Annotated in this window: 23 protein-coding genes; 18 read left to right on the top strand and 5 right to left on the bottom strand. The window is 70.4% G+C overall.

Annotated features, from left to right (window positions below):
* The first annotated feature begins 196 nt into the window (after positions 1-196).
* Positions 197-2,443, top strand: coding sequence for a 3-hydroxyacyl-CoA dehydrogenase NAD-binding domain-containing protein (locus tag Q0937_RS10040; protein ID WP_299303159.1), 2,247 nt, complete (start codon positions 197-199; stop codon positions 2,441-2,443).
* 203 nt (positions 2,444-2,646) lie between these two features.
* Complete coding sequence (locus Q0937_RS10035) at positions 2,647-3,705, top strand: PT domain-containing protein (protein WP_299303157.1); 1,059 nt, start codon at positions 2,647-2,649, stop codon at positions 3,703-3,705.
* Between the two features lie 97 nt (positions 3,706-3,802).
* On the opposite strand, the gene Q0937_RS10030 is transcribed toward Q0937_RS10035, so the two are convergent.
* The 3 genes from Q0937_RS10030 to Q0937_RS10020 all read right to left on the bottom strand — a co-directional run bounded on the left by Q0937_RS10030 (position 3,803) and on the right by Q0937_RS10020 (position 6,460).
* Positions 3,803-5,065 (bottom strand): aminotransferase class I/II-fold pyridoxal phosphate-dependent enzyme, encoded by a 1,263-nt coding sequence (locus Q0937_RS10030; protein WP_299303155.1) that lies wholly within the window; start codon positions 5,063-5,065, stop codon positions 3,803-3,805.
* A gap of 123 nt (positions 5,066-5,188) precedes the next feature.
* Positions 5,189-5,890, bottom strand: a complete 702-nt coding sequence (locus tag Q0937_RS10025; RefSeq protein ID WP_299303153.1) for a hypothetical protein — start codon at positions 5,888-5,890, stop codon at positions 5,189-5,191.
* Positions 5,891-5,923: 33 nt separating this feature from the next.
* Positions 5,924-6,460: a GtrA family protein gene (locus Q0937_RS10020; RefSeq protein WP_299303151.1), complete on the bottom strand. Its 537-nt coding sequence runs from the start codon at positions 6,458-6,460 to the stop codon at positions 5,924-5,926.
* Between the two features lie 240 nt (positions 6,461-6,700).
* Here Q0937_RS10020 and Q0937_RS10015 point away from each other — a divergent pair, with 240 nt between their 5' ends.
* The 16 genes from Q0937_RS10015 (at position 6,701) to fdhD (ending at position 19,910) form a co-directional block, all read left to right on the top strand.
* The gene (locus tag Q0937_RS10015) at positions 6,701-7,501 is read left to right on the top strand and encodes a hydroxymethylpyrimidine/phosphomethylpyrimidine kinase (RefSeq protein WP_299303149.1); all 801 of its coding nucleotides are present in this window, start codon (positions 6,701-6,703) and stop codon (positions 7,499-7,501) included.
* A 246-nt stretch (positions 7,502-7,747) separates the two neighbouring features.
* Entirely contained in the window at positions 7,748-8,638 is an 891-nt protein-coding gene (locus tag Q0937_RS10010; RefSeq protein ID WP_299303148.1) for an amino acid ABC transporter ATP-binding protein, read from the top strand.
* A 143-nt stretch (positions 8,639-8,781) separates the two neighbouring features.
* Positions 8,782-9,765, top strand: a complete 984-nt coding sequence (locus tag Q0937_RS10005; protein WP_299303146.1) for a glutamate ABC transporter substrate-binding protein — start codon at positions 8,782-8,784, stop codon at positions 9,763-9,765.
* A 111-nt stretch (positions 9,766-9,876) separates the two neighbouring features.
* Complete coding sequence (locus Q0937_RS10000; RefSeq protein ID WP_299303144.1) at positions 9,877-10,620, top strand: amino acid ABC transporter permease; 744 nt, start codon at positions 9,877-9,879, stop codon at positions 10,618-10,620.
* Positions 10,617-11,453: an amino acid ABC transporter permease gene (locus Q0937_RS09995; protein WP_299303141.1), complete on the top strand. Its 837-nt coding sequence runs from the start codon at positions 10,617-10,619 to the stop codon at positions 11,451-11,453. Before Q0937_RS10000 ends, Q0937_RS09995 begins: the two co-directional genes overlap by 4 nt.
* Positions 11,454-11,509: 56 nt before the next feature.
* Entirely contained in the window at positions 11,510-12,385 is an 876-nt protein-coding gene (locus Q0937_RS09990) for a class II glutamine amidotransferase (RefSeq protein WP_299303139.1), read from the top strand.
* 120 nt (positions 12,386-12,505) lie between these two features.
* Positions 12,506-13,366: an ABC transporter ATP-binding protein gene (locus tag Q0937_RS09985; protein WP_299303137.1), complete on the top strand. Its 861-nt coding sequence runs from the start codon at positions 12,506-12,508 to the stop codon at positions 13,364-13,366.
* Positions 13,363-14,013 (top strand): ABC transporter permease, encoded by a 651-nt coding sequence (locus Q0937_RS09980; RefSeq protein ID WP_299303135.1) that lies wholly within the window; start codon positions 13,363-13,365, stop codon positions 14,011-14,013. The genes Q0937_RS09985 and Q0937_RS09980 overlap by 4 nt, the downstream gene beginning before the upstream one ends.
* A complete protein-coding gene (locus Q0937_RS09975) occupies positions 14,010-14,681 on the top strand; it encodes an ABC transporter permease (protein WP_299303133.1) in 672 nt (223 codons plus the stop codon). Before Q0937_RS09980 ends, Q0937_RS09975 begins: the two co-directional genes overlap by 4 nt.
* A gap of 71 nt (positions 14,682-14,752) precedes the next feature.
* On the top strand, positions 14,753-15,715 hold the full coding sequence (locus Q0937_RS09970; protein WP_299303130.1) for an ABC transporter substrate-binding protein: 963 nt from the start codon (positions 14,753-14,755) through the stop codon (positions 15,713-15,715).
* Positions 15,715-16,554, top strand: coding sequence for an SDR family oxidoreductase (locus Q0937_RS09965; protein ID WP_299303128.1), 840 nt, complete (start codon positions 15,715-15,717; stop codon positions 16,552-16,554). The genes Q0937_RS09970 and Q0937_RS09965 overlap by 1 nt, the downstream gene beginning before the upstream one ends.
* A 99-nt stretch (positions 16,555-16,653) precedes the next feature.
* Complete coding sequence (locus Q0937_RS09960; protein WP_299303126.1) at positions 16,654-17,142, top strand: SRPBCC family protein; 489 nt, start codon at positions 16,654-16,656, stop codon at positions 17,140-17,142.
* A gap of 336 nt (positions 17,143-17,478) precedes the next feature.
* On the top strand, positions 17,479-17,964 hold the full coding sequence (locus tag Q0937_RS09955) for a polyketide cyclase (RefSeq protein ID WP_299303124.1): 486 nt from the start codon (positions 17,479-17,481) through the stop codon (positions 17,962-17,964).
* Positions 17,965-18,012: 48 nt separating this feature from the next.
* Positions 18,013-18,552, top strand: coding sequence for an SRPBCC domain-containing protein (locus tag Q0937_RS09950; protein ID WP_299303122.1), 540 nt, complete (start codon positions 18,013-18,015; stop codon positions 18,550-18,552).
* Positions 18,549-18,890, top strand: coding sequence for a helix-turn-helix transcriptional regulator (locus Q0937_RS09945; protein WP_299303120.1), 342 nt, complete (start codon positions 18,549-18,551; stop codon positions 18,888-18,890). Before Q0937_RS09950 ends, Q0937_RS09945 begins: the two co-directional genes overlap by 4 nt.
* 147 nt (positions 18,891-19,037) lie before the next feature.
* Entirely contained in the window at positions 19,038-19,910 is an 873-nt protein-coding gene (gene fdhD, locus Q0937_RS09940; protein ID WP_299303118.1) for a formate dehydrogenase accessory sulfurtransferase FdhD, read from the top strand.
* 105 nt (positions 19,911-20,015) lie between these two features.
* Here fdhD and Q0937_RS09935 read toward each other — a convergent pair whose 3' ends face one another.
* Together Q0937_RS09935 and Q0937_RS09930 are read right to left on the bottom strand one after the other, a co-directional pair.
* On the bottom strand, positions 20,016-20,846 hold the full coding sequence (locus Q0937_RS09935; protein WP_299303116.1) for a hypothetical protein: 831 nt from the start codon (positions 20,844-20,846) through the stop codon (positions 20,016-20,018).
* Positions 20,821-21,897, bottom strand: coding sequence for a hypothetical protein (locus Q0937_RS09930; RefSeq protein ID WP_299303114.1), 1,077 nt, complete (start codon positions 21,895-21,897; stop codon positions 20,821-20,823). The genes Q0937_RS09935 and Q0937_RS09930 overlap by 26 nt, the downstream gene beginning before the upstream one ends.
* Positions 21,898-21,903 lie beyond the last annotated feature (6 nt).

Genomic DNA, 21,903 nt, shown 5'->3' with positions numbered 1-21,903 from the left:
GACGGCAGGGTCTGAAGGGAGGCGTCCTGAGCGGGGACCCCCGCTGGGGGAGTGTCCGCTCCCGGTGAGCCCTGCCGCCGATCGCCTCGGTGGACACGCGCCATCGGCCTGAGGCATGATCTTTATGAAACCCGCAGTATCAGACAATCCTGCGGATGCCGCCTGCCCTCGATGAAGAGAACGCGAAAGGTCACTGATGAGCAGCTACACGGAGCACGTCACCCGAGTCCTGGCCGAGGACCGCGAGCATCCCGGGCTGGGCACGGTGGCCGTGCTGACCTTCGCCCCACCGGAGGGGGAGGAGCGACGCCCCGCCACCCTCGGGCCGCGCTCGATCGACGCCGTGACCGGCGCGATCGGTGCCGCGCTGGACCGCGCCGAGGCCGGAGAGATCCAGGCGATCGCCATGACCGGCACCGGCCGCGTCTTCCTCGCCGGCGCCGACCTCTCGATGTTCGCCGATCCCACCGCCGTCGCGAATGTCGAGCGCATGACCCGCGCCGCCCATGACCTGCAGGTCCGCGTGCGCACCAGCGCGGTGCCGGTGCTCGCCCACCTCAACGGGGTCGCCCTCGGCGGTGGCCTGGAGGTGGCGCTGATGGCTGACGTGCGCACCGCAGCCCCCGCGGTGCGCGGCCTGGGCCTGCCCGAGACCAGCCTCGGCATCCTGCCCGGCTGGGGCGGCACCACCCTGCTGCAGTCCGTCGTCGGCGCCGAGATCGCCGTGCGGATGATCCTCGAGGACCCGGCCCGCGACCGGCAGCTGAATGCTGAGCAGGCCCTCGAGGTCGGACTGGTCGACGAACTCGCCGAGGACCTCGACGAGGCGCTCGACGAGTTCGCCGCCCTGGTCGCCGCGCACGTGGACCTCGATCCGGCCGACGCCGACGTGGTCGACCCCGCACTGGCGGAGTCCGCTTCTGCCGGCCCGGGACCGGCCGACGGCACTGCGTCAGCAGGCGGCGCCTGGGGAGGCCGCACCCCGCCGCTGCCCGCCGCCGATACGCCCGAGGCCGAGGCGCTGCTGGATGCGCTCGATGCCGCCCACGGCACCGCCGAGACCCGCCGCACCTGGGCCGCGCGGCTCGAGGCGCAGGGCGCCCCCGCCGTCGGCCGCGCCCTCGAGCTGCTGCAGCAGCTGCCGGGCTCGACCCTCCCCGAAGCCCTCGCCCGGGAAGCCGCCGCCCTGGCGGAGCTGGTGCGCAGCGACGGTGCCGCAGCCTCGATGTACACCGCTGAGCTGCTGCGTCGCGGCAAGCCCGGCCGCGCCCCGGTCGAGGGCGCGCGCGAGATCCGTCGGGTCGGCGTGGCCGGTGCCGGGCTGATGGCCTCGCAGATCGCGGCCCAGCTCGCGCTCGGCCTCCAGGTCCCCGTCGTGATGCGCGATCTCGATACGGAGATCGCCGCCAAGGGCCTCGCCGCGGCGCGCGAGGTGATCGCCCAGACCGCCGCCCGCGGAGTGCTCGACGAAGCGGCCGCCACCCGGATCTCCGAGAACCTCTCCGCCACCACGGACCTCCAGGAGCTCGCCGGCTGCGACCTCGTGCTCGAGGCCGTGCCCGAGGTGCTGACGATCAAGCAGTCCGTCTTCGCGGAGCTCGAGAGCGTTCTGACGGAGGACGCCCTGCTGGTCACCAACACCTCGTCGCTCTCGGTGACGACGATGGCAGAGGGCCTCGCCCACCCCGAGCGGGTGCTGGGCCTGCACTTCTTCAATCCGGTCGCGAAGATGCCGCTGGTCGAGGTGATCCACACCGGCGCGACCGACGACGCCACCCTGGCCACCGGCCTCGAGGTGGTGCGGAGGCTGCGGAAGTTCGCGGTGCGCAGCGCCGACGCCCCCGGCTTCATCGTCAACCGGTTGCTGTTCCGGGTGCTCGGCGCGGTGCTCGCCTCCGTCGACGCGGGCGCCGATCCGGCGGAGGTCGATGCCTCCCTCGACGCGCTCGGCATGCCGATGCGCCCCTTCGAGCTGCTGGACCTGGTGGGCCTCGCCGTGGCGGACCACGTGGGCACGGTGCTCGCCGAGGAGCTCGGGGATCGCTTCCATGCCTCCCCGGGACTGCACTCGATGGCCGAGAGGAAGGCCCACTTCACCGAGCGCAGCAAGACCGCCGTGCACCCGCCGGTCTCGCCGACGGTCGCCGAGGTGTTCGCCGCAGCACCTGACAGCGCCGCGGCAGTGAGCAGCGCTGCGGGTGCGGAGGCACCCGTCGGCGAGGCGCTGCTCGAGAAGGTCCAGGACGGACTGGCCGAGGAGATCTCCCTGATGCTCCACAGCGGTGTGGTCGAGCGACCCGAGCAGGTGGACCTCGCGCTGATCCTCGGCGCCGGCTTCCCCCGCCACCGCGGCGGCATCACTCCGTACCTCGATGCCTCGGGCGCCTCGCAGCGGGCCACCGGCCGCACCTTCCACGGGGAGCTGTTCACCGGCCGCGGCTGAGCGGCGACGCAGTGGACGCCGCCCCGGGACCTGGCTCGAGCCGGGCCCGGGGCGGCGTGCATCGTGACCGGAAAGCGACCAGGAGAACCTGAACAGAGCCTGAGCGCGCCGTACGATATGGCGCACGGGCCCAGGGGGTCTCGGCCAACACAGGTCGTGTCAGCAGAGAGGGGACGGCGCCGTCGACGGCGCCGGAGAAGAACATGTCGCAGCCACCGCAGAACGGATGGGGTCAGCCCTCGTTCGGAGATCCCGATGCCCAGCAGCCCGAGCAGGGCGGCTACGGCTCCCCCTCGCAGCCGTCGCCGGCATACGGCCAGGACCAGGCCGGATACGACCAGCAGGGGTACGGCCAGGAGGGGTATGCCCAGCAGGGATACGACCAGCCGGGGTATGCCCAGCAGGGGTACGGCCAACAGGGTGCCGGGCAGGGATATGGCCAGGCGTCCCCGAGCGCCGGCTACGGGCAGGATGCCTCCTCCGCCCCGAGCTTCGGGGACGGAAGCGGGCAGGGCTTCGCGCCGCAGGGCGCGACCCCGAAGAAGTCCAACAAGCTTCCGATCATCATCTGCGCCGGCTGCGCGGTGCTCGCGCTCCTGCTGATCGTGGTGGGCGGTGGCATCTTCCTGTTCGCCCGCAGCGGTGGGGAGCCCACCGGTGGTGGCGAGACCACCACGCAGGGCCCCAGCGAGGAGCCGAGTGAAGAGCCCTCCGAGGCACCGAGCGAGGAACCGTCGGAAGAGCCCAGCGAGGCGCCCTCGGAGGAACCCAGCGAGGAGCCGTCGGAAGAGCCGTCGGAGGCACCGGCCGGTGAGGGCGAGGGCACCAAGGACAGCCCGTACGCCGCCGGTCAGATGTTCACGCTCGAGGACGGTTCCGGCGGCACGCTCGACGTGACGATCGGAGCGGTGAACTGGGATGCCACCGAAGCGGTCATGGGGGCGAACGAGTTCAACACCGAGCCCGCCGAGGGGGAGACCTACATGCTCATCCCCGTCGAGATGACGTATCACGGTGACGGAACGGCCGAACCGTTCCTGTCGCTGATGGTCGACTACGTCACGAACGGGGGGAACACCTACTCGGACGACGGGTCGATCACTCCGAACAGCTCCTTCGACGTCGGGACCCTTCATGACGGCGGCACCGGGACCTGGGAGGTCGGCATCATCATCCCGGCGGATCAGGCGAAGGACGGGGCGCTCACGGTCGACGTCCTGTTCAACTTCGACAGCGAGCCGGTGTGGGTGGCCGCCGGCTGACCGAGCACACTCGGCCCGTCCGCCCCGGCAGATCGGTGGGCCGGGCGGGCCGTTCGTGTGGAGTCGTGCGACATGCCCGCAGGCCCGGGGGCGGCGCTCAGCGGCGCGGCGTCGCCCAGGCATCGAGCTGCTCGAGGGCCCGCTCGATCGTCCCGCGGCTCTTGCAGAAGGCCATTCGCAGGTAGGCGCTCGCCTCGCCGGCGTCCCCGTCGCGGTAGAACGCGGACAGCGGGATGGCCACCACCCCGGCCTCTGCGGGGAGGCGCTCGGCGAGCGCGTCGGCGTCGGGCTCGCCCAGCGGGCCCGCATCCGCGACCGTGAAGTATCCGGCGTCGGGCACGCTCACCCGGAAGCCGATCTCGCGCAGCCCGTCGGTGAGCAGATCCCGGCGCTCCCGCAGATCGGCGGCGAGATCGTGGAAGGCCGACGGCGGCATCGCCAGCCCCACCGCCACCGCGGGCTGGAAGGGGGCTCCGGAGGAGTAGGTCAGCCACTGCTTCACCCCGGTGATCGCGGTGATCAGTTCCGGACGGGCGGTGATCCAGCCGATCTTCCAGCCCGTCACCGAGAACGTCTTGCCGGCGGAGGAGATCGAGATGGTGCGGTCCTGCGCCCCGGGCAGCGTGGTGATCGGCAGGTGGGCGGGACCGAAGGTGAGGTGCTCGTAGACCTCGTCGGTGACGATCAGCGCGTCATGCCGCCCCGCCTCGTCGACGATCGCCTGCAGCGCCCCGACCCACAGCATCAGCCCGGTGGGATTGTGCGGCGTGTTCACCAGCACCAGCCGGGTGCGCTCCGAGAACGCCGCACGCAGCGCCTCCTCGTCGACATCCAGCACCAGATCGCCGGAGGCGGGGGCGGAGGCGGAGGCGGAGTCGGAGCGCGAGCCTGAGGCCGGGCGGGAGGTGACCGGCACCGTGCGGTGCACCCCGCCGGCCAGCGCGATCATCGCCGCGTACTGGTCGTAGAAGGGCTCGAGCGTGATCACCTCGTCCCCCGGCTCGACCAGCGCCAGGATCGTCGCGGCGAGCGCCTCGGTCGCACCGGTGGTCACCAGCACCTCGGTGGCGGGATCCCAGCTCACGCCGTACCACTGGGCCTGGTGCTCCGCGATCGCCTCACGCAGCACCGCCTCCCCGGCGCCGGGCGGGTACTGGTTCCGGCCCTCGCGGATCGCTGCGACCGCGGCCTCGGCCACCTCCGGCGGCGGGGAGTCATCGGGGAAGCCCTGGCCGAGGTTCAGCGCCCGGTGCTCTGCGGCGCGGGCCGACATCCGGGCGAAGACGGTGGGGCGGGCCACGCCGTCCTTCAGCAGCCCAGCAGCGGCGGTGGCGCGGGTCCAGGGGCCTGAGATCTCCATGTCCCCGAGTCTGTCAGAGAGCGCCGTCAGGGCGCAGGCGGAGAGCGACGCCGTGCCGCAGAGCGCAGAGCGTGCCGCCGGCACTCTGCAGCCGGCAGTGCGGCGAGGTGCGCTGGAGGCGTCTCAGCGGTTCGAGCGCCGCCGCACGTTCTCGATCAGGATCGGCATCAGGCGCTGCCGGGTGCGGTCGGCCTTGCGCAGTGCCTGCCCATAGGCCCGGGCATGCTTGCGCACCAGTCGGCTGGAGACGATCTGGCCGCCGGCGGCGGCGATCTCGTCGTAGTCGTCCTCGGCGCGGACCATCGCGCGCAGGTAGTCGTCGCTGGCCCCCAGCAGCCGGGCCTCGACCCACTCCCGCACCACCGGCGGGGTGCGGTGCACGGTGAACCAGCGCTCGACGGCCTGCTCGAGGTCATCGGCGTCGGCCTGCAGATTCCACAGCCGGCCGCGGTAGTCGCGCAGCGTCTCGGTGAGCTCGGTGGCGAGCTCCTCATGCCAGTCGTCGAGGTCGGACTGCTCGATGAGGGACAGGGCCGTGCGGTGCTTGCGGGGGAGCACCGCGATCTCGCTGAAACCCTGTGTGTACGTCGGCCGCTGGAGGACCAGCAGCAGCGGCTGCACGATCCGCAGCGAGACCCGGCGTGCGACCTTGCGGGAATGGCGCTGGGCGGCCCAGATGTCCAGCAGCCATAGCGCGAGGCCGATGATCAGACCCGTGATGCAGCCGATCACCATGTCCGGCCAGAAGGTGGACCAGTCGCCCGGCCAGGTGGGACCCGTGGCGAGCAGGGGAGCCGGACCGGTCGTGAGGGCAGGAGCAGTCATCAGGGCAGGAGCGGACATCTCGACGGGCACGGCTCAGCGCCGGGGGAAGACGAAGCGGCCGTAGGTGACATAGCGGAAGGAGGTCGAGACGATCTGGCCGATGAAGGTGCCGGAGATGTTGTCCGCCAGCACCGTGTCCAGCCCCAGCACATAGCGCGAGAACCCCAGGCAGGACAGCTGCAGAGCGGTCGCGATGAGGTTGATCAGGATGAACATCATGATCGAGCGGGTGGTGTCCGGGCGCGGGCGGTCCCCGAAGGTCCACAGCCGGTTGCCGAGATAGGTCAGGCAGGACGCGATGGCGATGGCGATGATCTTCGCCGTCAACGGGTTCGCATGCATCAGCCCCTCGCCCCAGCCGTGGGTCGGATGCCAGAACACCAGCACGTTGTACATCGCGGCATCGAGCAGGAACACCGCCCCGCCCACCAACAGGAACTTCAGGGTGGGACCCAGATGCTCCGCGAGCAGTCCCGGAGCGCCGCGGCGCAGGGCTCCTCGAGGCGCAGCGGTCCCCGAGGAGGAGGGGGGCGGAGGGTTCTTCTCCGTCGTCGAGTCCGGGGTCAGCACGAGCGGCACTGTACCCGAGGCGTTACCATCGGAGGTCGGCCGCTGCGACGGGCCGGAGCGAACTCACAGGCGCCCCGGACCCTGGGAGCGCGCGGCCCGACCGTTGCGACGGGCAGGCGGGGCCCACCGGGTTCCGAGCCCTGGGAGCGCGCGGTCACCGCCGTTGCGTCGGTCCGGTTCGTCATGTCCGACGGGCCACGTGCGCACGGCACCGCCACGACACCTCCAAGGAAGGCCCCCATGACTCACGTCGCCCTCACCATCGCCGGCTCCGAGACCACCGGCGGCGCCGGCGCGCAGACCGACCTCAAGACGTTCCAGCAGCTGGGCACCTTCGGCACCGCGGCATTGACCTGCATCGTCTCCTTCGACCCGAAGAACAACTGGGCGCACCGCTTCGTGCCGGTCGACCCGCAGGTGATCGCGGACCAGATCGAGGCGACCACTGCCGTGCACGAGATCGACACCGTGAAGATCGGCATGCTCGGCACCCCGACCACGATCGACACCGTCGCCGCCTCGCTCGCCGAGCGCTCCTTCACCCACGTGGTCCTGGACCCGGTGCTGATCTGCAAGGGCCAGGAGCCCGGTGCCGCGCTCGACACCGACAATGCGCTCAAGGAGAAGATCCTGCCGCTGGCCACCTTCGTCACCCCCAATCACTTCGAGGCGCTGACCCTCTCCGGGATGGAGCGCATCGAGTCCGTCGAGGACCTCACCGAGGCCGCTCGCCGCATCCACGACATCTATGACGTGGTGGTGCTGGCCAAGGGCGGCGTGGTGCTCGAGGGTGACGACGCGGTGGATGTGTTCTACGACGGGGAGCAGACCGTCGAGCTGCGCAGCCCGAAGATCGGCGAGCACCGGGTCTCCGGCGCCGGCTGCACCCTGGCCGCCGCGGTGACCGCGGAGCTCGCCAAGGGCGCGACCCCGCTCGAGGCCGCTCGCACCGCGAAGGCCGTGGTCACCAGCTCGATCGAGCATCGCCAGGAAGGCGCGACCCCGTTCGATGCGGTCTACCAGGGCGCGTACCGGGCCTGAGCGGCGCACCTGGGCTGCGGGGCAGGAGCTGCCCCGCAGCGACCAGGAGCAGCTGAGCGGCTGAGCAGCTAGGCAAGTGAGCAGCTGAGCAGGTGAGCAGGTGAGCCTCGGCCCTGAGGGAGCGGGTGGGGAGCAGAGCCGTGCGGAGCATCACGTCGGATGGCTCACTGTTACGAATTCGTTCCGACATGCGAGCACTCGACCCAGGATGTGGACAGATGTCGCCGAGCACCGCATTCTCGGAGGATGAACGAGAGCAGCACGCCCCCGGAGACGCCCCGCAGCGGGACGCCCCGCAGCGAGACGCCAGACGGGACCACCGGAGGCACCCCCGCGGCGCCACCGGCGTCCCGGTCCTCGCGGGCCCGCTCGCGGTCGACGTCGCGGTCGACGACGATCGGTGAGCCCCTGATCTCCGCGCGCGGAGTGGACAAGTTCTTCGGCGACTTCCAAGCGCTGAAGAACATCGACCTGGACATCCACCGCGGTGAGGTGGTCGCGCTGATCGGCGCCTCCGGCTCCGGCAAGTCGACCCTGTGCCGTTGCCTGAACCGCCTGGAGACCATCACCGCCGGCGAGATCACCATCGACGGAGAGCTCCTGCCCGAGGAAGGCAAGGAGCTCACCCGGCTGCGCGCCGACGTGGGCATGGTGTTCCAGAGCTTCAACCTCTTCCCGCACCTCAAGGCGATCGACAATGTGACCCTCGGTCCGCGGAAGGTGCGCGGGGTGTCCAAGGCCGAGGCGGATCAGCAGGCGATGGAGCTGCTCGAGCGCGTCGGCCTCTCCGACAAGGCGAACTCCCTGCCCACCGCGCTCTCCGGCGGCCAGCAGCAGCGAGTCGCGATCGCCCGCGCGCTCGCCATGAAGCCCAAGGCGCTGCTCTTCGACGAGCCCACCTCGGCGCTGGACCCCGAGGTGATCAACGAGGTCCTCGACGTGATGACCGAACTCGCCGAGCAGGGCATGACTATGCTCGTGGTCACCCACGAGATGGGCTTCGCCCGGCACGTCTGCGATCGCGTGGTCTACATGGACCAGGGTGAGATCGTCGAGCAGGGCGACCCCGAGGAGTTCTTCACCGCCCCGCGCAGCGAGCGGGCGAAGGCCTTCCTGTCCAAGATCCTCGCCCACTGACACGGCGCCCGGCGAGGCCCGCAGAGTCCGTCGTCCGCAGACCTGAGCAGGACCCCCACCGACCACCGCGACAGCGGACCTCCGGCACCTGCCGGACCTGACCCGCCGCTCCTTCTGGAGCAGCTCGAAAAATGGAGAGAACCATGACGTCCACCAGCTTCCGACCCGGCCGCCGCGCCGTCGTCGCCGCCGCCGCAGCCCTGCCGCTGATCGGCCTCGCCGCCTGCTCCTCCGACACCGGCGCAGGCCCCGACCTCGGCGGCGGCGACTCCGATGCCTCCGACGGCGGCGGCGAGGGCGGTGGCTCCGGCGACGTGATCGCCTCCGGGCCGATCGCCTCGGACGACGCCATCGCGGCGAGCCCCTGGGCCACCGCCATCAAGGACAAGGACCAGCTGGTGCGCGGCGGCACCGTCGCCAACCAGGTGTTCTCTCTGGCCAGCGTCTCCGGCGGGCAGCCCACCGGCTTCGACGCCGGAATCACCCAGCTGCTGGCCAAGTACATCCTCGGCGAGGGTGGGGAGGAGAAGGTCGAGTACATCGACACCACCGTCGAGACCCGCGAGACCCTCGTCCAGAACGGCACCGTGGACTGCGTGATCGCGACCTACTCGATCACCCCCGAGCGCCTCGAGGTCATCAACTTCGCCGGGCCGTACTACCTCTCCGGTACCGCGATCCAGGTGCGCACCGAGGATGCCGAGACGATCGCCGGCCCCGAGGACCTCACCGGGCTCAAGCTCGTCACCCAGGCGAACTCGACCGGGATCCAGGCCATCGAGGAGTTCGTGACGGATCCCGAGAGCGTCGAGACCCTCCCGGACAACGAGTCCTGCGTCGCCGCGCTCAAGCAGGGCCGCGTGGACGCGTACGTCCTTGACCAGGGCGTGCTGCTGGGCAACTCCGCCGCGGATCCTGAGGTCACCGTGGTGGGCGAGCCCTTCGTGGACGATCCCTACGGCATCGGCCTGTCGAAGGACAGCGAGGATGCCGTCGACTTCGTCAACACCTTCCTGCAGGAGATCATCGACTCCGGCACCTGGCAGGAGCTGTGGACCTCGACCGTCGGCGAGGTCATCGACGGCGAAGCCCCCGAGCCGCCCGTCCCCGGCGAGCTCCCCGCCTGATCCGTCGGAGGCTCCCTGAGCCTCTGACGACGCCGACCGCCCTCCGCGCGGAAGGGGATCGCCCATGCCGGGCGATCCCCGTCGGCCCCCGACCGCACCGAGAGGCACCCCATGGACGAGTCAGACGGGATCATCCAGTACCTGCGAGACAGCGTCGCCCTGCTCGCGGAGAATCTTCCGCTGCTGCTGCAGGGCATCGGCTTTACCGTCGCGCTCACGGTGCTCGGCTACGGCTTCGCCCTGATCCTCGGCACGGTGCTCGCGATCTTCCGGGTCAGCCCGATCCCGCCGCTGCGCTGGGGGTCCGCGGTGTATGTCGAGATCTTCCGCAACATCCCCCTGCTGAGCCTGCTGATCCTGATCGCCTTCGGACTGCCGGACGTCGGCCTGCTGCTGCCGTACTTCTGGTGCGGCGTGCTGGGGCTGACCCTCTCCTCGGCCGCCTTCGTGTGCGAGAACGTGCGCTCGGGCATCAACACGGTGCCGATCGGGCATGCCGAGGCGGCGCGCTCGATCGGGCTGGGCTTCTTCGGCACGCTGCGCTTCGTGGTGCTGCCGCAGGCGTTCCGCTCCATGGTCCAGCCGCTGGTGAACGTCTTCATCGGCACCGTGATCGGCTCTGCCCTGTGCTCGGCGATCGCGGTCAGCGAGATCACCTGGGTCACCCAGACCCTGAACATCCAGTCAGGGCGGGCCGTGGTCATGTTCTTGGTCGCCGGCGCCGTCTACCTCGGGATGTCATTGGGCGGTGCGGCGCTCGGCGGCGTGATCGAACGGGCCGTGGCACCGTCCAAGGGTGCCTCCCGCTCACAGTCCCGCACCACGCTGGACGTCACGGCAGGAGCACAGGCATGAGCGCTTCCACAGCCACGTCCAGCACCGCCACCCAGGTCCTCTTCGACGCCCCCGGTCCGAAGGGCCGCCGCCGCATCCTGCTGCTGTCGGTCCTCAGCATGCTCGCGATCGCGGCGCTGCTGGCCGGAGCGCTGTGGCAGTTCCACGCCAACGGTCAGCTGGACCCGAACAAGTGGATCGTCTACCTGCGGGTGGACTACCTCGCATTCCTCGGACAGGGCCTCTGGGGCACCCTCAAGGTGACCGCGATCGCGGCGGTGGTCGCCTTCCCCTTCGGACTGCTGCTGGCGCTCGCGCGGATCTCACGCTTCTCGCTGCTCAGCGGCGCGGCCATCACCTGGATCGAGTTCTTCCGCGGCATCCCGATGCTGCTGGTGGTCTACGCCTTCCTGCTCGCCCTGCCCGCCTTCGGCGTCACCTTCCCACGGTTCTGGATGCTCGTGATCCCGATGATCCTGGTCTCCAGCGCTTCCACCGCAGAGGTGTTCCGCGCCGGCATCAAGGCCGTGGACATCGGCCAGCACGAGGCCGCGGCGGCGATCGGGCTGAGCCGACGTGACGCGATGTTCTCCGTGGTGCTGCCGCAGGCGGTGCGCCTGGTGCTGCCCAGCCTGATCCTGGCGCTCGTGACCCTGCTCAAGGACTCCACGCTCGGCTATGTGGTCAGCTACAACGAGCTGCAGTTCCAGGGCAAGACGCTGGTCTCGATCACCCGTTACCTGGTGCAGACCTACCTGGTCGTCTCGCTGATCTACATCGTCATCAACTTCCTGCTCACCCGCATCGCGCTCGTGCTCGATGCGCGGATGAAGGCCCGCGCCGCATCGAGCTGAGCCGTGCGCCGCACTGAGCGCCGTCTTCCCTCCACCACTCGAAAGCTGGTCTGTGCATGTGCCGTCTGCTCGGTGTCGTCTCCCGTGAGCCCATCTCCCTGGATCGCGCGGTCGCGGAGGAGATCGAGCCGTTCACCGCGCAGTCCGAGGTGCACAGCGACGGCTGGGGGGTGGCCTGGTTCGAGGCGGCCGATGGGACTGGCTCGCCGGAGGGGTCCGGTGCGGCCGGCGGGAGTGAGAGGCCGGCCGACGCTGAAGCGAGCGATGCCCGGCCGATGCCGCTGCCCAACCCCCGTCGGCCGCAGATCCGTCGGCACCTGGACGTGGCGCGTGAATCCGCCGCCTATCGCGAGGCGGTGCGCTCAGCGACCGGCCCGATGATGCTGATCCACCTGCGCAAGGCGAGCCCGGGTCTGGCGCTGCGGATCGACAACACCCACCCCTTCCGCGAGGGCGAGACCGTGTTCGCGCACAACGGCCAGTTCGACCTGCCGGAGGGCCTGCGCGAGGCGGTGCTCGCCCGCGGCGGCCGCACCCCCGAGGGCACCACTGACTCCGAGCTCTACTTCTCACTGATCGAGCTGCACGCCCGGGACACCGACCCCGCGACCGCCGTGCAGCGCGCCGCCGCGGAGATCACCGCGCTGAGCCTCGAGCACGGGACCAGGGTGCCGGAGGCGCTGAACTGCCTGTACATGACCCCGGACCTGCTGATCGCCTACCAGCAGTCCGATCCCGCGCAGGCCCGGCCCCACCACACCGCGGACAACTACTCGCTGCGCTATCGCATCGATGCCGACCGGGTCATCGTCGCCTCCACCGGGATCCCCCAGACCGGATACCTTGAGGTGGGCGAGGGCCAGGCGCTCGTGGTCCATCGCCACGACCTCAGCGTCTCGGTGCGCCCGCGGATCGCTGCGCTGGTGACCTGAATGCTGCGCGCCGACCAGCCGGTCTGCTTCCGGCCGTGTCGTCCACCGGTCGGGCCCTCTCGGTAGGCTGGGCCTTCCGACAGTGACAGCTCGTCGGCCCGACCCCCTCTGGGAGGCCCCGTGATCGGATTCGAGAACGTCCGGAAGGAATATCCGGGCGGGACGCTCGCCGTGCAGGATTTCAACCTCGAGATCGCCTCCCACGAATCCGTGGTGCTGGTCGGCTCCTCCGGCTCCGGGAAGACCACGCTGATGCGGATGATCAACCGCATGGTCGACCCCACCTCCGGACGCGTCCACATCGACGGCGACGATGTGGCCAGCCTGGACCCCGTCCAGCTGCGCCGCAGCATCGGCTACGTCATGCAGGCCTCGGGCCTGCTCCCGCACCGCACCGTGCTGGACAACATCACCACCGTGCCCGTGCTGCGCGGCACCGCCAAGCGCGAGGCCCGCGAGCGCGCGCACGAGCTGATGGAGACCGTGGGGCTGGAGGCGGCACTCGCCGGGCGCTATCCCTCCCAGCTCTCCGGCGGCCAGCAGCAGCGCGTCGGCGTGGCGCGCGGCCTCGCCGCCGACCCCAACATCCTGCTGATGGACGAGCCCTTCGGCGCCGTGGACCCGATCGTGCGCCACGAGCTCCAGCGCGAGCTGCAGCGCCTCCAGCACGAGCTGCGCAAGACCATCGTCTTCGTCACCCACGACATCGATGAGGCGTTCCTGCTCGGCGATCGCGTGGTGATCCTGAAGCCCGGCGGGATCATCGCCCAGGTCGGCACCCCGCAGGAGATCCTCGCCGATCCTGCCGACGACTTCGTCGCGAGCTTCGTCGGCGCGGACCGCGGCGCCCGCACCCTCCACATCGAACGCGTCGACGGCCGCGACGTCGTGGTCGACGCCGACGGGCGGCCCGCCGGGGTGCTCGCTGCACAGACGGCCGGACGCGCCGGCGACGGCCCGATGGGGGAGCGGCCCTCGTGAACTGGGTGCTCGAGAACCTCGAGGTGATCGGCGGCTACACCGGCGCTCACCTCCTCCAGGCGTTGCCGCCGATCCTCGTGGCGTTCCTGCTCTCGTTGCCGCTCGCGAAGCTCGCCAACGCCCGCGGCTGGCTGCGCACCTCCGTGACCACCACCTCCTCGCTGATGTATGCGATCCCCTCGCTGCCTCTGTTCGTGCTGCTGCCGGGCCTGATCGGCACCAGCGTGCGCAGCCCCGTGAACATCTCGATCGCGCTGTCCCTGTACGGGCTCGCGCTGATGGTTCCCACCGCCTCGGATGCCTTCCGTTCGGTGAGCCGGGACGTGCTCGGCTCCGCGACCGCCCAGGGCTACGCGCCGGCCGCTCGGTTCCTCCGGGTCGAGCTGCCGCTGGCCGGTCCGGTGCTGCTGGCCGGGGTGCGCGTGGTCGCGGTGAGCACCATCTCGCTGGTCACCGTCGGCGGGGTGCTCGGCGTGCCGAGCCTGGGCATGCTGTTCGTCGACGGTGTACGACGCGGGATCGTCGCGGAGATCGCCGCCGGGGTCGTCGTCACCGCCGCCCTCGCACTGCTCACCGACGCACTGCTGGTGCTGCTGGGCCGCGCGGTGATGCCCTGGACCCGGCAGAGGGAGGTGCGCAGAGCATGACCGGAAATCCCTACGTCGGCTCCCTCGCCTGGCTCACCGACCCGGCGCACTGGTCCGGTCCGGGCGGCATCCCCCTGCGCACGCTCGAGCACCTCGGCTACACCGCCCTGGGGGTGCTCGTGGCAGCGCTGCTCGCGGTGCCCGTCGGCCTGTACGTCGGCCACACGGGCCGTTTCAAGGGCCTCGCCGTGGCCGCGGCCGGCGCCGCCCGCGCCCTGCCCACCCTGGGCCTGGTGACCCTGTTCGCGCTGCTGGTGGGGATCGGGCTCACCGCCCCGCTGCTCTCGTTCGTGATCCTCGCGATCCCGTCCCTGCTGGCCGGGGCGTATTCCGCCATCGAGTCCGCAGATCCCGCCACCGTCGATGCCGCGCGCGCCCAGGGGATGACCGAATGGCAGATCCTCACCCGGGTCGAGCTCCCGCTGGGCATGCCGCTGCTGGTGGGCGGGTTCCGCGGCGCGACCGTCCAGGTCGTCGCGACCGCGATGCTGGCCGCCTATGTCGGCAGCGGCGGGCTGGGCCGGTACATCTTCCAGGGCCTCGGCTCCCAGAACTATCCGCAGATGATCGCCGGCTCCCTGCTGGTGATCGCGCTCGCGCTGATGCTGGATCTGGCCCTGCTGCTGGCCCAGCGCCTCGCCACCCCGCGCGGGGCGAGGACGGCATGACTCGCTCCCGTCCGCAGGTCCCATCCATCCCGCACATCCCACTCGGCCCGCACCATCATGAGGAGAACACCATGACCATCCACAGCACCCGCCGTCACCTGCTCGGGGCGTTCGGCATCGGCGGCGTCGCGCTCGGCGCCGCGGCCTGCGGCAGCTCCGACCCCTTCGCAGAGGAGGACGGCACCGGCGGCGAGGGCGGAGCTTCCGACTCCGGGTCCGGCGAGGGCGGGAATGGCGGCACCCTCGCCATCGGCTCCCAGGCGTACTACTCCAACGAGATCATCGCCGAGCTGTTCGCGCAGGTCCTCGAGGCCGAAGGATTCACCGTGGACCGCCAGTTCCAGATCGGTCAGCGCGAGGTGTACATGCCCGAGCTCGAGGCCGGCTCGCTGGACCTGCTGCCCGAGTACCTCGGCAACCTGCTCCAGCACTACGACTCCGAGGCAGAGTCCGCGAGCCCCGAGGAGATCCACAGCGCCCTCAGCGAGGCGCTGCCCGACGGTCTGCGGGTGCTCTCCTTCGCCGAGGCGTCCGACCAGGACTCCTACACCACCACCTCCGACTTCGCCTCCACCCACTCCCTGGTCACGATCGGCGACCTGGCAGGCGTCGACGAGGACCTCAAGGTCGCCGCGAACAGCGAGTTCGAGGTGCGGCCCTACGGCCCCGAGGGCGTCAAGGCGGTCTACGGCGTGGACCTCACCGTGGTGCCCGTCGAGGACTCCGGCGGCCCGCTGACCGTGCAGGCCCTGCTCGACGGCGACGTGCAGCTCGCGGACATCTACACCGCCGACCCCGCTATCGCCGAGAACGACCTGGTGGTGCTCGAGGACCCCGAGTCGCTGATCCTCCCGCAAAACGTGGTGCCGGTGGTCTCCGAGAAGGTCGACGAGGCCGCCGCGGCCGTGATCGACGGGGTCCTCGCCCAGCTCAGCGCCGAGGACCTGGTGGAGCTGAACCGCCAGAGCGTGGTGGACCAGTCCAGCAGCGCCGACATCGCCACCGGCTGGCTGACGGAGAAGGGCCTGCTCTGATGCGGATCGTGGTCACCGGGGCCACCGGAAAGATCGGCGGGCAGGTGGCCCGGCTGCTGGCTGCGGCACCCGGGGTCGGGCTGCGGATGGTGGGGCGCAGCCTGCACCGCGCCCCGCGGCTCGAGGGAGTGGAGACGGCACGAGCGGAGTTCTCCGATGCGGAGGCCTGCCGCACCGCCTTCGACGGCGCCGACGCTCTGCTGCTGGTCTCCGCGGGGGAGGCCGAGGATCGCCTCGCCCAGCACCGCACAGCGATCGACGCCGCCGTCGCGGCAGGGGTGGGCCATGTGCTCTACACGTCCTTCCTCGGCGCCGGGGCCGATGCCGAGTTCACCCTCGCCCGCGACCACGGCGCGACCGAGGAGATGCTGCGCGGATCGGGACTGGCCTGGACGTTCCTGCGGGACAGCTTCTACGCCGACGTGCTGCTCGACTTCGCCGGTCCGGACCGGGTGATCCGGGGACCCGGCGGCACCGGCCGCTGCGCCTTCGTGGCCCGGCGCGACGTGGCCGAGGTGGCCACCCGGATCCTGCGCGATCCCGCTCCCTGGGCCGGCCGGACCCTGGATCTGACCGGGCCGGTCTCGGTGAGCCTCGCGGAGGCCACGCTGCTCATGACCCGCGCGCGCGGTGAGGAGTACGAGTACGTCGACGAGACGCCCGCCGAGGCCCGCGCCTCCCGCGCCCCCTACGGGGCGCCGGAATGGCAGGTCGACGCCTGGATCAGCACCTACACCGCGATCGCCTCCGGGGCGCTAGATGTGGTGGGAGATGGGGTGCGGGAGGTGCTGGGCCGGGAGCCGACGGCGATCGCCGAGGCCGTCGCGGACCCGCTGTGAAGTCGCGCAGGCCCGCGATGACCAGCAGGAAAGCCGACAGTTCAACCGCACGGTCGGCCCATAGATGACATCTCGCCGCGGAGACGGCAGGGTGGACAGATGAACAGCAACCAGACCCACCTGACCGTCACCCGCACCGTCGACGTGCCCGCGAAGGACCTGTTCGACCTGCTCACGCTGCCCGCGAGGCACCCTGAGTTCGACGGCTCCGGCACCGTGCGCAGCGCGGACAACACCGAGCGCATCCACAAGTCCGGCGAGAAGTTCGTGATGAACATGCACCGCGAGGCGATGGGCGGCGACTACCGCACCCACAACTTCGTCACCGCCTACGACGAGAACAAGATGATCGGCTGGCAGCCCGCCCCGGAAGGGGAGGACGGCAGCGCGCCGACCGAGCCGCTGGGCTGGGAGTGGCTCTACGAGCTGAAGGCCCAGGGCTCCGACTCCACCGAGGTGGCTCTGACCTACGACTGGTCCAAGGTCACCGACCAGAAGCTGCTCGAGCAGGTCGGCTTCCCGGCCATCCCGCAGTCGGATCTCGAGGAATCCCTGAACCTGCTCGCCGCGGCGGTCACGAAGGCCTGAGCAGCATGCGCTGACCTCGGGGCTCGGGGCTCGGGGCTCGGGGCTCGGGGCTCAGGGCTCCGGCCCCAGGGCCTGGGTACCGGGTCTCGGGTCCCGGGTGCCGCGCCGCGCGCCCGGGCCCCGGCACCGCACTCGACCGCCCGTCGCGGCTGGGCCCCGTTCAGCCGCCCGTCGCGGCTGGGCCCCGTTCAGCCGCCCGCTGCGGCGGACCGTAGCCCCTGTCGGCCATGGCGCGCCTGCGCTCGAGCCGCATGGGGCTCGCCGGAACGCCGGAAGTCTGTCAGGCTTCCTCTCACGCGGCGACGATGCCGCAGTCCGACCCTGAGGAGCACAGTCATGGCTGTCGAATCCCCTCTCCCCGCCGGTGGCGCGGTCCCCGATGAGATCGTGCGCAGCGTGCTGATCCACGCGAGCGCCGAGACCGTGTTCGCGGTCATCCGTGAGCCGGGCTGGTTCATCAACGACGGGGAGTACCGCAAGCACACCATCAACCGCAGCGGCCCGCTCACCGAAGTCATCGATCCTGTCCACGGCAGGTTCCAGCTCGCGATCGAGGCCCATGAGCCACCGAACCGGATCTTCTTCCGTTGGCTCGGCGGCGGCCTCGGGGAGATCTCCGATGCACCGAACAACACCGTCGAGTTCGTCATCGACCCCGCCGGGACGGCGATGCGCAACCTGGTGCGGCTCACCGTGCGCGAGCGCGGCTTCGCGAAGCTCGGCCTCGAGGAGGCGGTGCGCCGGCGCAACTACGAGGAGAACCTCCGCGGCTGGGAGCAGCAGCTCGAGATCGCCCGCGATCTCGCCGAGGGCGAACGCTGACCCAGGACACTTTAGTGCAACCCAAAGGTTGCACTGCGAGGTTCTCGCGTGCCAGGATGGTGGTACCGGACGGCCGCGCTCGAGGCGATGGTCGCCACCGACGGAGAGGCAGTCATGACCCGGAGCCCCGACCCCGTGACCACCGACGACGTGCCCGACGAGATCCTCCGCAGCATCCGCATCGCCGCAAGCGCGGAGACGGTCTTCGCGATCATCAGCGAACCCGGCTGGTTCATCAACGACGGCGAGTACCGCGAGCACGAGGTCACGACTGACGGCGACGTCTCGCGGGTCGTCGATCCCGTCCACGGTCCGTTCGAGATCGGCACCGTCGAGCTCGACCCGCCCCGCCGTGCCGTCTTCCAATGGCTCGCCGGCCAGGCAGGATCGCTCGAGGAGTTCCCCGCCAACACCATCGAGTTCACGATCGAGCCCGACGGGGAGGGGGTGCTCCTCTCGGTGCGGGAGACAGGATTCTCCGGGATCTCCGCCGACGCCGCCGAGCGGCGGAGGCGCTTCGAGGACAACACCCAGGGCTGGAACGAGGAGCTCGCCGTGGCGCGGACCCTCGCCGAGGGCGGCCGGTGACCCACGGCCTGCTCGCCGAGGGGGCCGACGAGGTCTTCGCGGCCCTCGCCGACCGCACCCGTCGGCAGATCCTCGTGCGTCTGGCCGAACGGGCCGACGACGCCGGCGCCGTGGCCCGGGACCTAGGGGTGAGCCGACAGGCCGTGGCCAAACACCTTCGCGTCCTCGAGCGGGCCGGCATCGTGCAGGCCTCCCTGGTCACCCGGCGCCGCGTGCACCGGGTCGATCCGTCCCGGATCCGCGAGGTCTCCGATCTCCTCGGCGTGGTCGCCGCCGGCTGGGACGGTCGCCTGGCGAGCATCAAGGAGCGGGCGGAGGAGCGCGAGCGAGCGCAGTAGGTGCAACCGGACTGCTGCCGGGCAACCGGACTGGAGCCGGGCTGCCGGGCTGGAGCCGGGTTTCCGGGCTGGAGCAGGGTCGGAGCCAGGCTGCCGGACGGTCTCTCCGTGCAGATTCACTGCAGGTGAGGGGGCTATCCTCGAGGAATGGGCAGGGTCACCGACAGAACACGGATCCGCACCGTCAGGGTGCGTGAGGGCAGGCTGTACGCCGGCCGCAAGGGCGACCACGTCGCCGTCGAGGAGCCGTTGGACATCCGGCTGAACGGCCAGCAGCTCTCGCTGACGATGCGCACCCCGGGACATGACGTCGAGCTGATCCACGGCTTCCTCCATGGCGAGGGGATCATCGCTCACCGCGAGGACATCACCGAGGCCCGCTACTGCGACGGCGCGGTGGTGGACGACGGCAGCGGCTTCGCGCAGAACACCTACAACGTCATGGACTTCACGACCACCCGGCCGCAGCTGCTGCCGCCGGCCACCAAGAACTTCACCACCAGCTCGGCCTGCGGGGTGTGCGGCTCCGAGAGCATCGACGCGGTGCGGCAGAAGAGCCGCTACGCGCTGGTGAAGGATTGGCAGGTGGATCCCCGCACCCTCCTCGCCGCCGCCCGCGCTCTGAACGATGAGCAGGCGGTCTTCGCCCGCACCGGCGGGGTGCACGCCGCCGCGCTCGTGGACCTGGACGGGAACCTGCTGGTGGTGCGCGAGGACGTGGGCCGACACAACGCGGTCGACAAGGTGATCGGCTGGGCGCTGCTCGCAGACCGGCTGCCGCTGCGGGACTGCTTCCTGCTGGTCTCCTCCCGGGCCAGCTTCGAGATCGCCCAGAAGGCCTGCATGGCAGGCATCCCGCTGCTGGCCTGCGTCTCCGCCGCGAGCTCCCTGGCCGTCGAGACGGCCCAGGAGTTCGGCCAGACGCTCGTGGGCTTCACCCGCGCGGCCGAGGACGGCGACGGGCGGATGAACGTGTACACGCATCCCGAGCGGGTCGACCTGGAGGACGAGGAAGGCTGACTGTGCCGCCCAGGGCTGAGTGGCTCGGGTGAGGAGATCGGTGAGATCGAATGGGCCGAGCGCGCCATCGATGCCGACCGCGCTGGGTTTTCGGTCGCTCGAACCCTAGGAGCCTCGAGCGGCGAGGAGGTCCTGCGCCAGCAACGCCACACTCTCGGAGACAGCAGCCGGGTCACCGACCAATTCCTCAGCAGCACCGGCCATGAGCGACCCGCGCGCACCTGCTCCTTGTGCGAAGAGCTCGCCGAGCTGGTCGAGCGCCTCGCGTGTCACGTCAGCGCCGCCTTCGTCCCCGAGCAGTCGACCGATCGCGTCGACGAACACGTGCGTCTCGACTGCCCTCAGCAGTCGGTAGACGTCATGGGCGTCCTTGTTGTCCTGTCTCGACGGGGTATCGAGGCGGTCGTGGATCTTGTGAAGCTTGGCCACCAACAGTGCGGCCGGCCCGGCCACAGACACCTCGAATCGCCTATCGTCAGCGGTGGGGTCGAGCGCTTGAATGATCATCTTGGAGTTATCGAGCAATGTCGCTTCGATCCCTCGTGCCCGACGCATGGATCTCGAGTCATGCGGTGGCACTCGAACTCCGCGTCGCCCGGCTCCAGCTACTGCGTCCGGCACCATCAGATCGACCGGAACTCCCCGTGGGGAGATCCACGACCCGATCGCACTCGATCGTGGATCCGGTACGAACCCCACGGCGCGCATCGCCTCCTCGACCAGCGGGTCCGAGCCCAGCAGGTCTGGATCCACTGCGACATCGCCGTCGGTGGTGAACTCGGCCAGAGCGATCTCCGTTGCCCCTGTGTGCAGGTATACGGCCTGTGCGCCGATGATGACGAGTGCGTCGAGGTGCGACTCCAGCGCTTCCAGCGCGTCGAGCAGCCCGAGCCGGGCCATCGTCACTTCGTCAGGCACGACGCCAGCGCTCCTCATTGGCCTTCATCCATTCGATCAGGTACTCGCCTTCTGCGGGTTCGCGACCAGGGCCATTCAGCAGGTCGGCCGCCACCTGCGCGGGCGCGGCCACCGGGTAGCCTTCTGCAGTGACAGCGGTGTTCCGAAAAGGCACGTCACCAACAGTCCTAGGCTCCAGCAAGATGACATTTGGCGCGGCTGTGTTGGGGCGGAGGCCCCACTGTTCGCCGGCCTCCAGGATCGATGAGACGTAGACGTAAACGGCCTTGGCGGGTGCGTACGTCGCCCATTCCTTCGCTGCTATTGAACCTGTCACGGCGATGGGGAACTTCGGGCCGGCAGCGACCTTCGCGAGAAAATTGTCGACGCCGCGAGGCTCGATGTAGGTCATCACCCGATTCGTGGTCTGGAAGGCAGCGTCGGCGCTCCACGTGCGCAGCAGACGTTCCCAGTCGGTCACCCGGTAACGTTTATTCTCCTTGACGACCAGATCCTCGCGCTCCAAGTACTCCAGTACCCGATATGCGGCACCGCTGGAGGAACCGGAGGAGGTCATGAGCTCGCGCACGGTCCAGTCGCGGCGGTAGTCCAGCAGCGCGCGTGCGATCCGGGCCGCCGGCTCACCTTTGAGCGTTCCTCGGGGCCGGCCCTTGCGCCATGGATCCCGATCCTGGCCCTGCGAGGAGATGAACACGGCGGGCGTGTTGATCACGATCCGCAGATTGCCCGTGGCGTCGGCATACGACAAGCCTTCTCCAATGAGTGCCTCGCGCACGGAGGCGGACAGATAGCGAGCCGCAACGACAGGAATATCGGTTGGCCGGGTCACCAGGCTTCGCAGCTGCTCGGCCGCCCGACCGACGGCTCGCCGTTCCAGCACCTGCCTGACGTCAATGATCAGACGCGCGGAGCGTCCGTCCGGCGCATCGAGGGCTACCGCCACGTCAGGGCGGCGTGCCCCTCGGTCCGAGACGGCGGACTCGACCACTTTCCACTCTTGGGGCAGTCGCTCGCTCACCGAGGAGACGACGAGGCGCGCGACGTCGTCACTGGTGGGAGCATCACTCATTGCCAT

Source organism: uncultured Brachybacterium sp. (assembly GCF_947500705.1).
Lineage (GTDB): Bacteria > Actinomycetota > Actinomycetes > Actinomycetales > Dermabacteraceae > Brachybacterium.
This window is presented reverse-complemented; position numbering and strand designations above follow the sequence as displayed.

Coding starts and splice junctions, on each gene's coding strand:
- Q0937_RS10040 (WP_299303159.1), top strand. CDS start 197: ATGAGCAGCTACACGGAGCACGTCACCCGAGTCCTGGCCGAGGACCGC.
- Q0937_RS10035 (WP_299303157.1), top strand. CDS start 2,647: ATGTCGCAGCCACCGCAGAACGGATGGGGTCAGCCCTCGTTCGGAGAT.
- Q0937_RS10030 (WP_299303155.1), bottom strand. CDS start 5,065: ATGGAGATCTCAGGCCCCTGGACCCGCGCCACCGCCGCTGCTGGGCTG.
- Q0937_RS10025 (WP_299303153.1), bottom strand. CDS start 5,890: ATGACTGCTCCTGCCCTCACGACCGGTCCGGCTCCCCTGCTCGCCACG.
- Q0937_RS10015 (WP_299303149.1), top strand. CDS start 6,701: ATGACTCACGTCGCCCTCACCATCGCCGGCTCCGAGACCACCGGCGGC.
- Q0937_RS10010 (WP_299303148.1), top strand. CDS start 7,748: ATGAACGAGAGCAGCACGCCCCCGGAGACGCCCCGCAGCGGGACGCCC.
- Q0937_RS10005 (WP_299303146.1), top strand. CDS start 8,782: ATGACGTCCACCAGCTTCCGACCCGGCCGCCGCGCCGTCGTCGCCGCC.
- Q0937_RS10000 (WP_299303144.1), top strand. CDS start 9,877: ATGGACGAGTCAGACGGGATCATCCAGTACCTGCGAGACAGCGTCGCC.
- Q0937_RS09995 (WP_299303141.1), top strand. CDS start 10,617: ATGAGCGCTTCCACAGCCACGTCCAGCACCGCCACCCAGGTCCTCTTC.
- Q0937_RS09990 (WP_299303139.1), top strand. CDS start 11,510: ATGTGCCGTCTGCTCGGTGTCGTCTCCCGTGAGCCCATCTCCCTGGAT.
- Q0937_RS09975 (WP_299303133.1), top strand. CDS start 14,010: ATGACCGGAAATCCCTACGTCGGCTCCCTCGCCTGGCTCACCGACCCG.
- Q0937_RS09970 (WP_299303130.1), top strand. CDS start 14,753: ATGACCATCCACAGCACCCGCCGTCACCTGCTCGGGGCGTTCGGCATC.
- Q0937_RS09965 (WP_299303128.1), top strand. CDS start 15,715: ATGCGGATCGTGGTCACCGGGGCCACCGGAAAGATCGGCGGGCAGGTG.
- Q0937_RS09960 (WP_299303126.1), top strand. CDS start 16,654: ATGAACAGCAACCAGACCCACCTGACCGTCACCCGCACCGTCGACGTG.
- Q0937_RS09955 (WP_299303124.1), top strand. CDS start 17,479: ATGGCTGTCGAATCCCCTCTCCCCGCCGGTGGCGCGGTCCCCGATGAG.
- fdhD (WP_299303118.1), top strand. CDS start 19,038: ATGGGCAGGGTCACCGACAGAACACGGATCCGCACCGTCAGGGTGCGT.
- Q0937_RS09935 (WP_299303116.1), bottom strand. CDS start 20,846: ATGAGGAGCGCTGGCGTCGTGCCTGACGAAGTGACGATGGCCCGGCTC.
- Q0937_RS09930 (WP_299303114.1), bottom strand. CDS start 21,897: ATGAGTGATGCTCCCACCAGTGACGACGTCGCGCGCCTCGTCGTCTCC.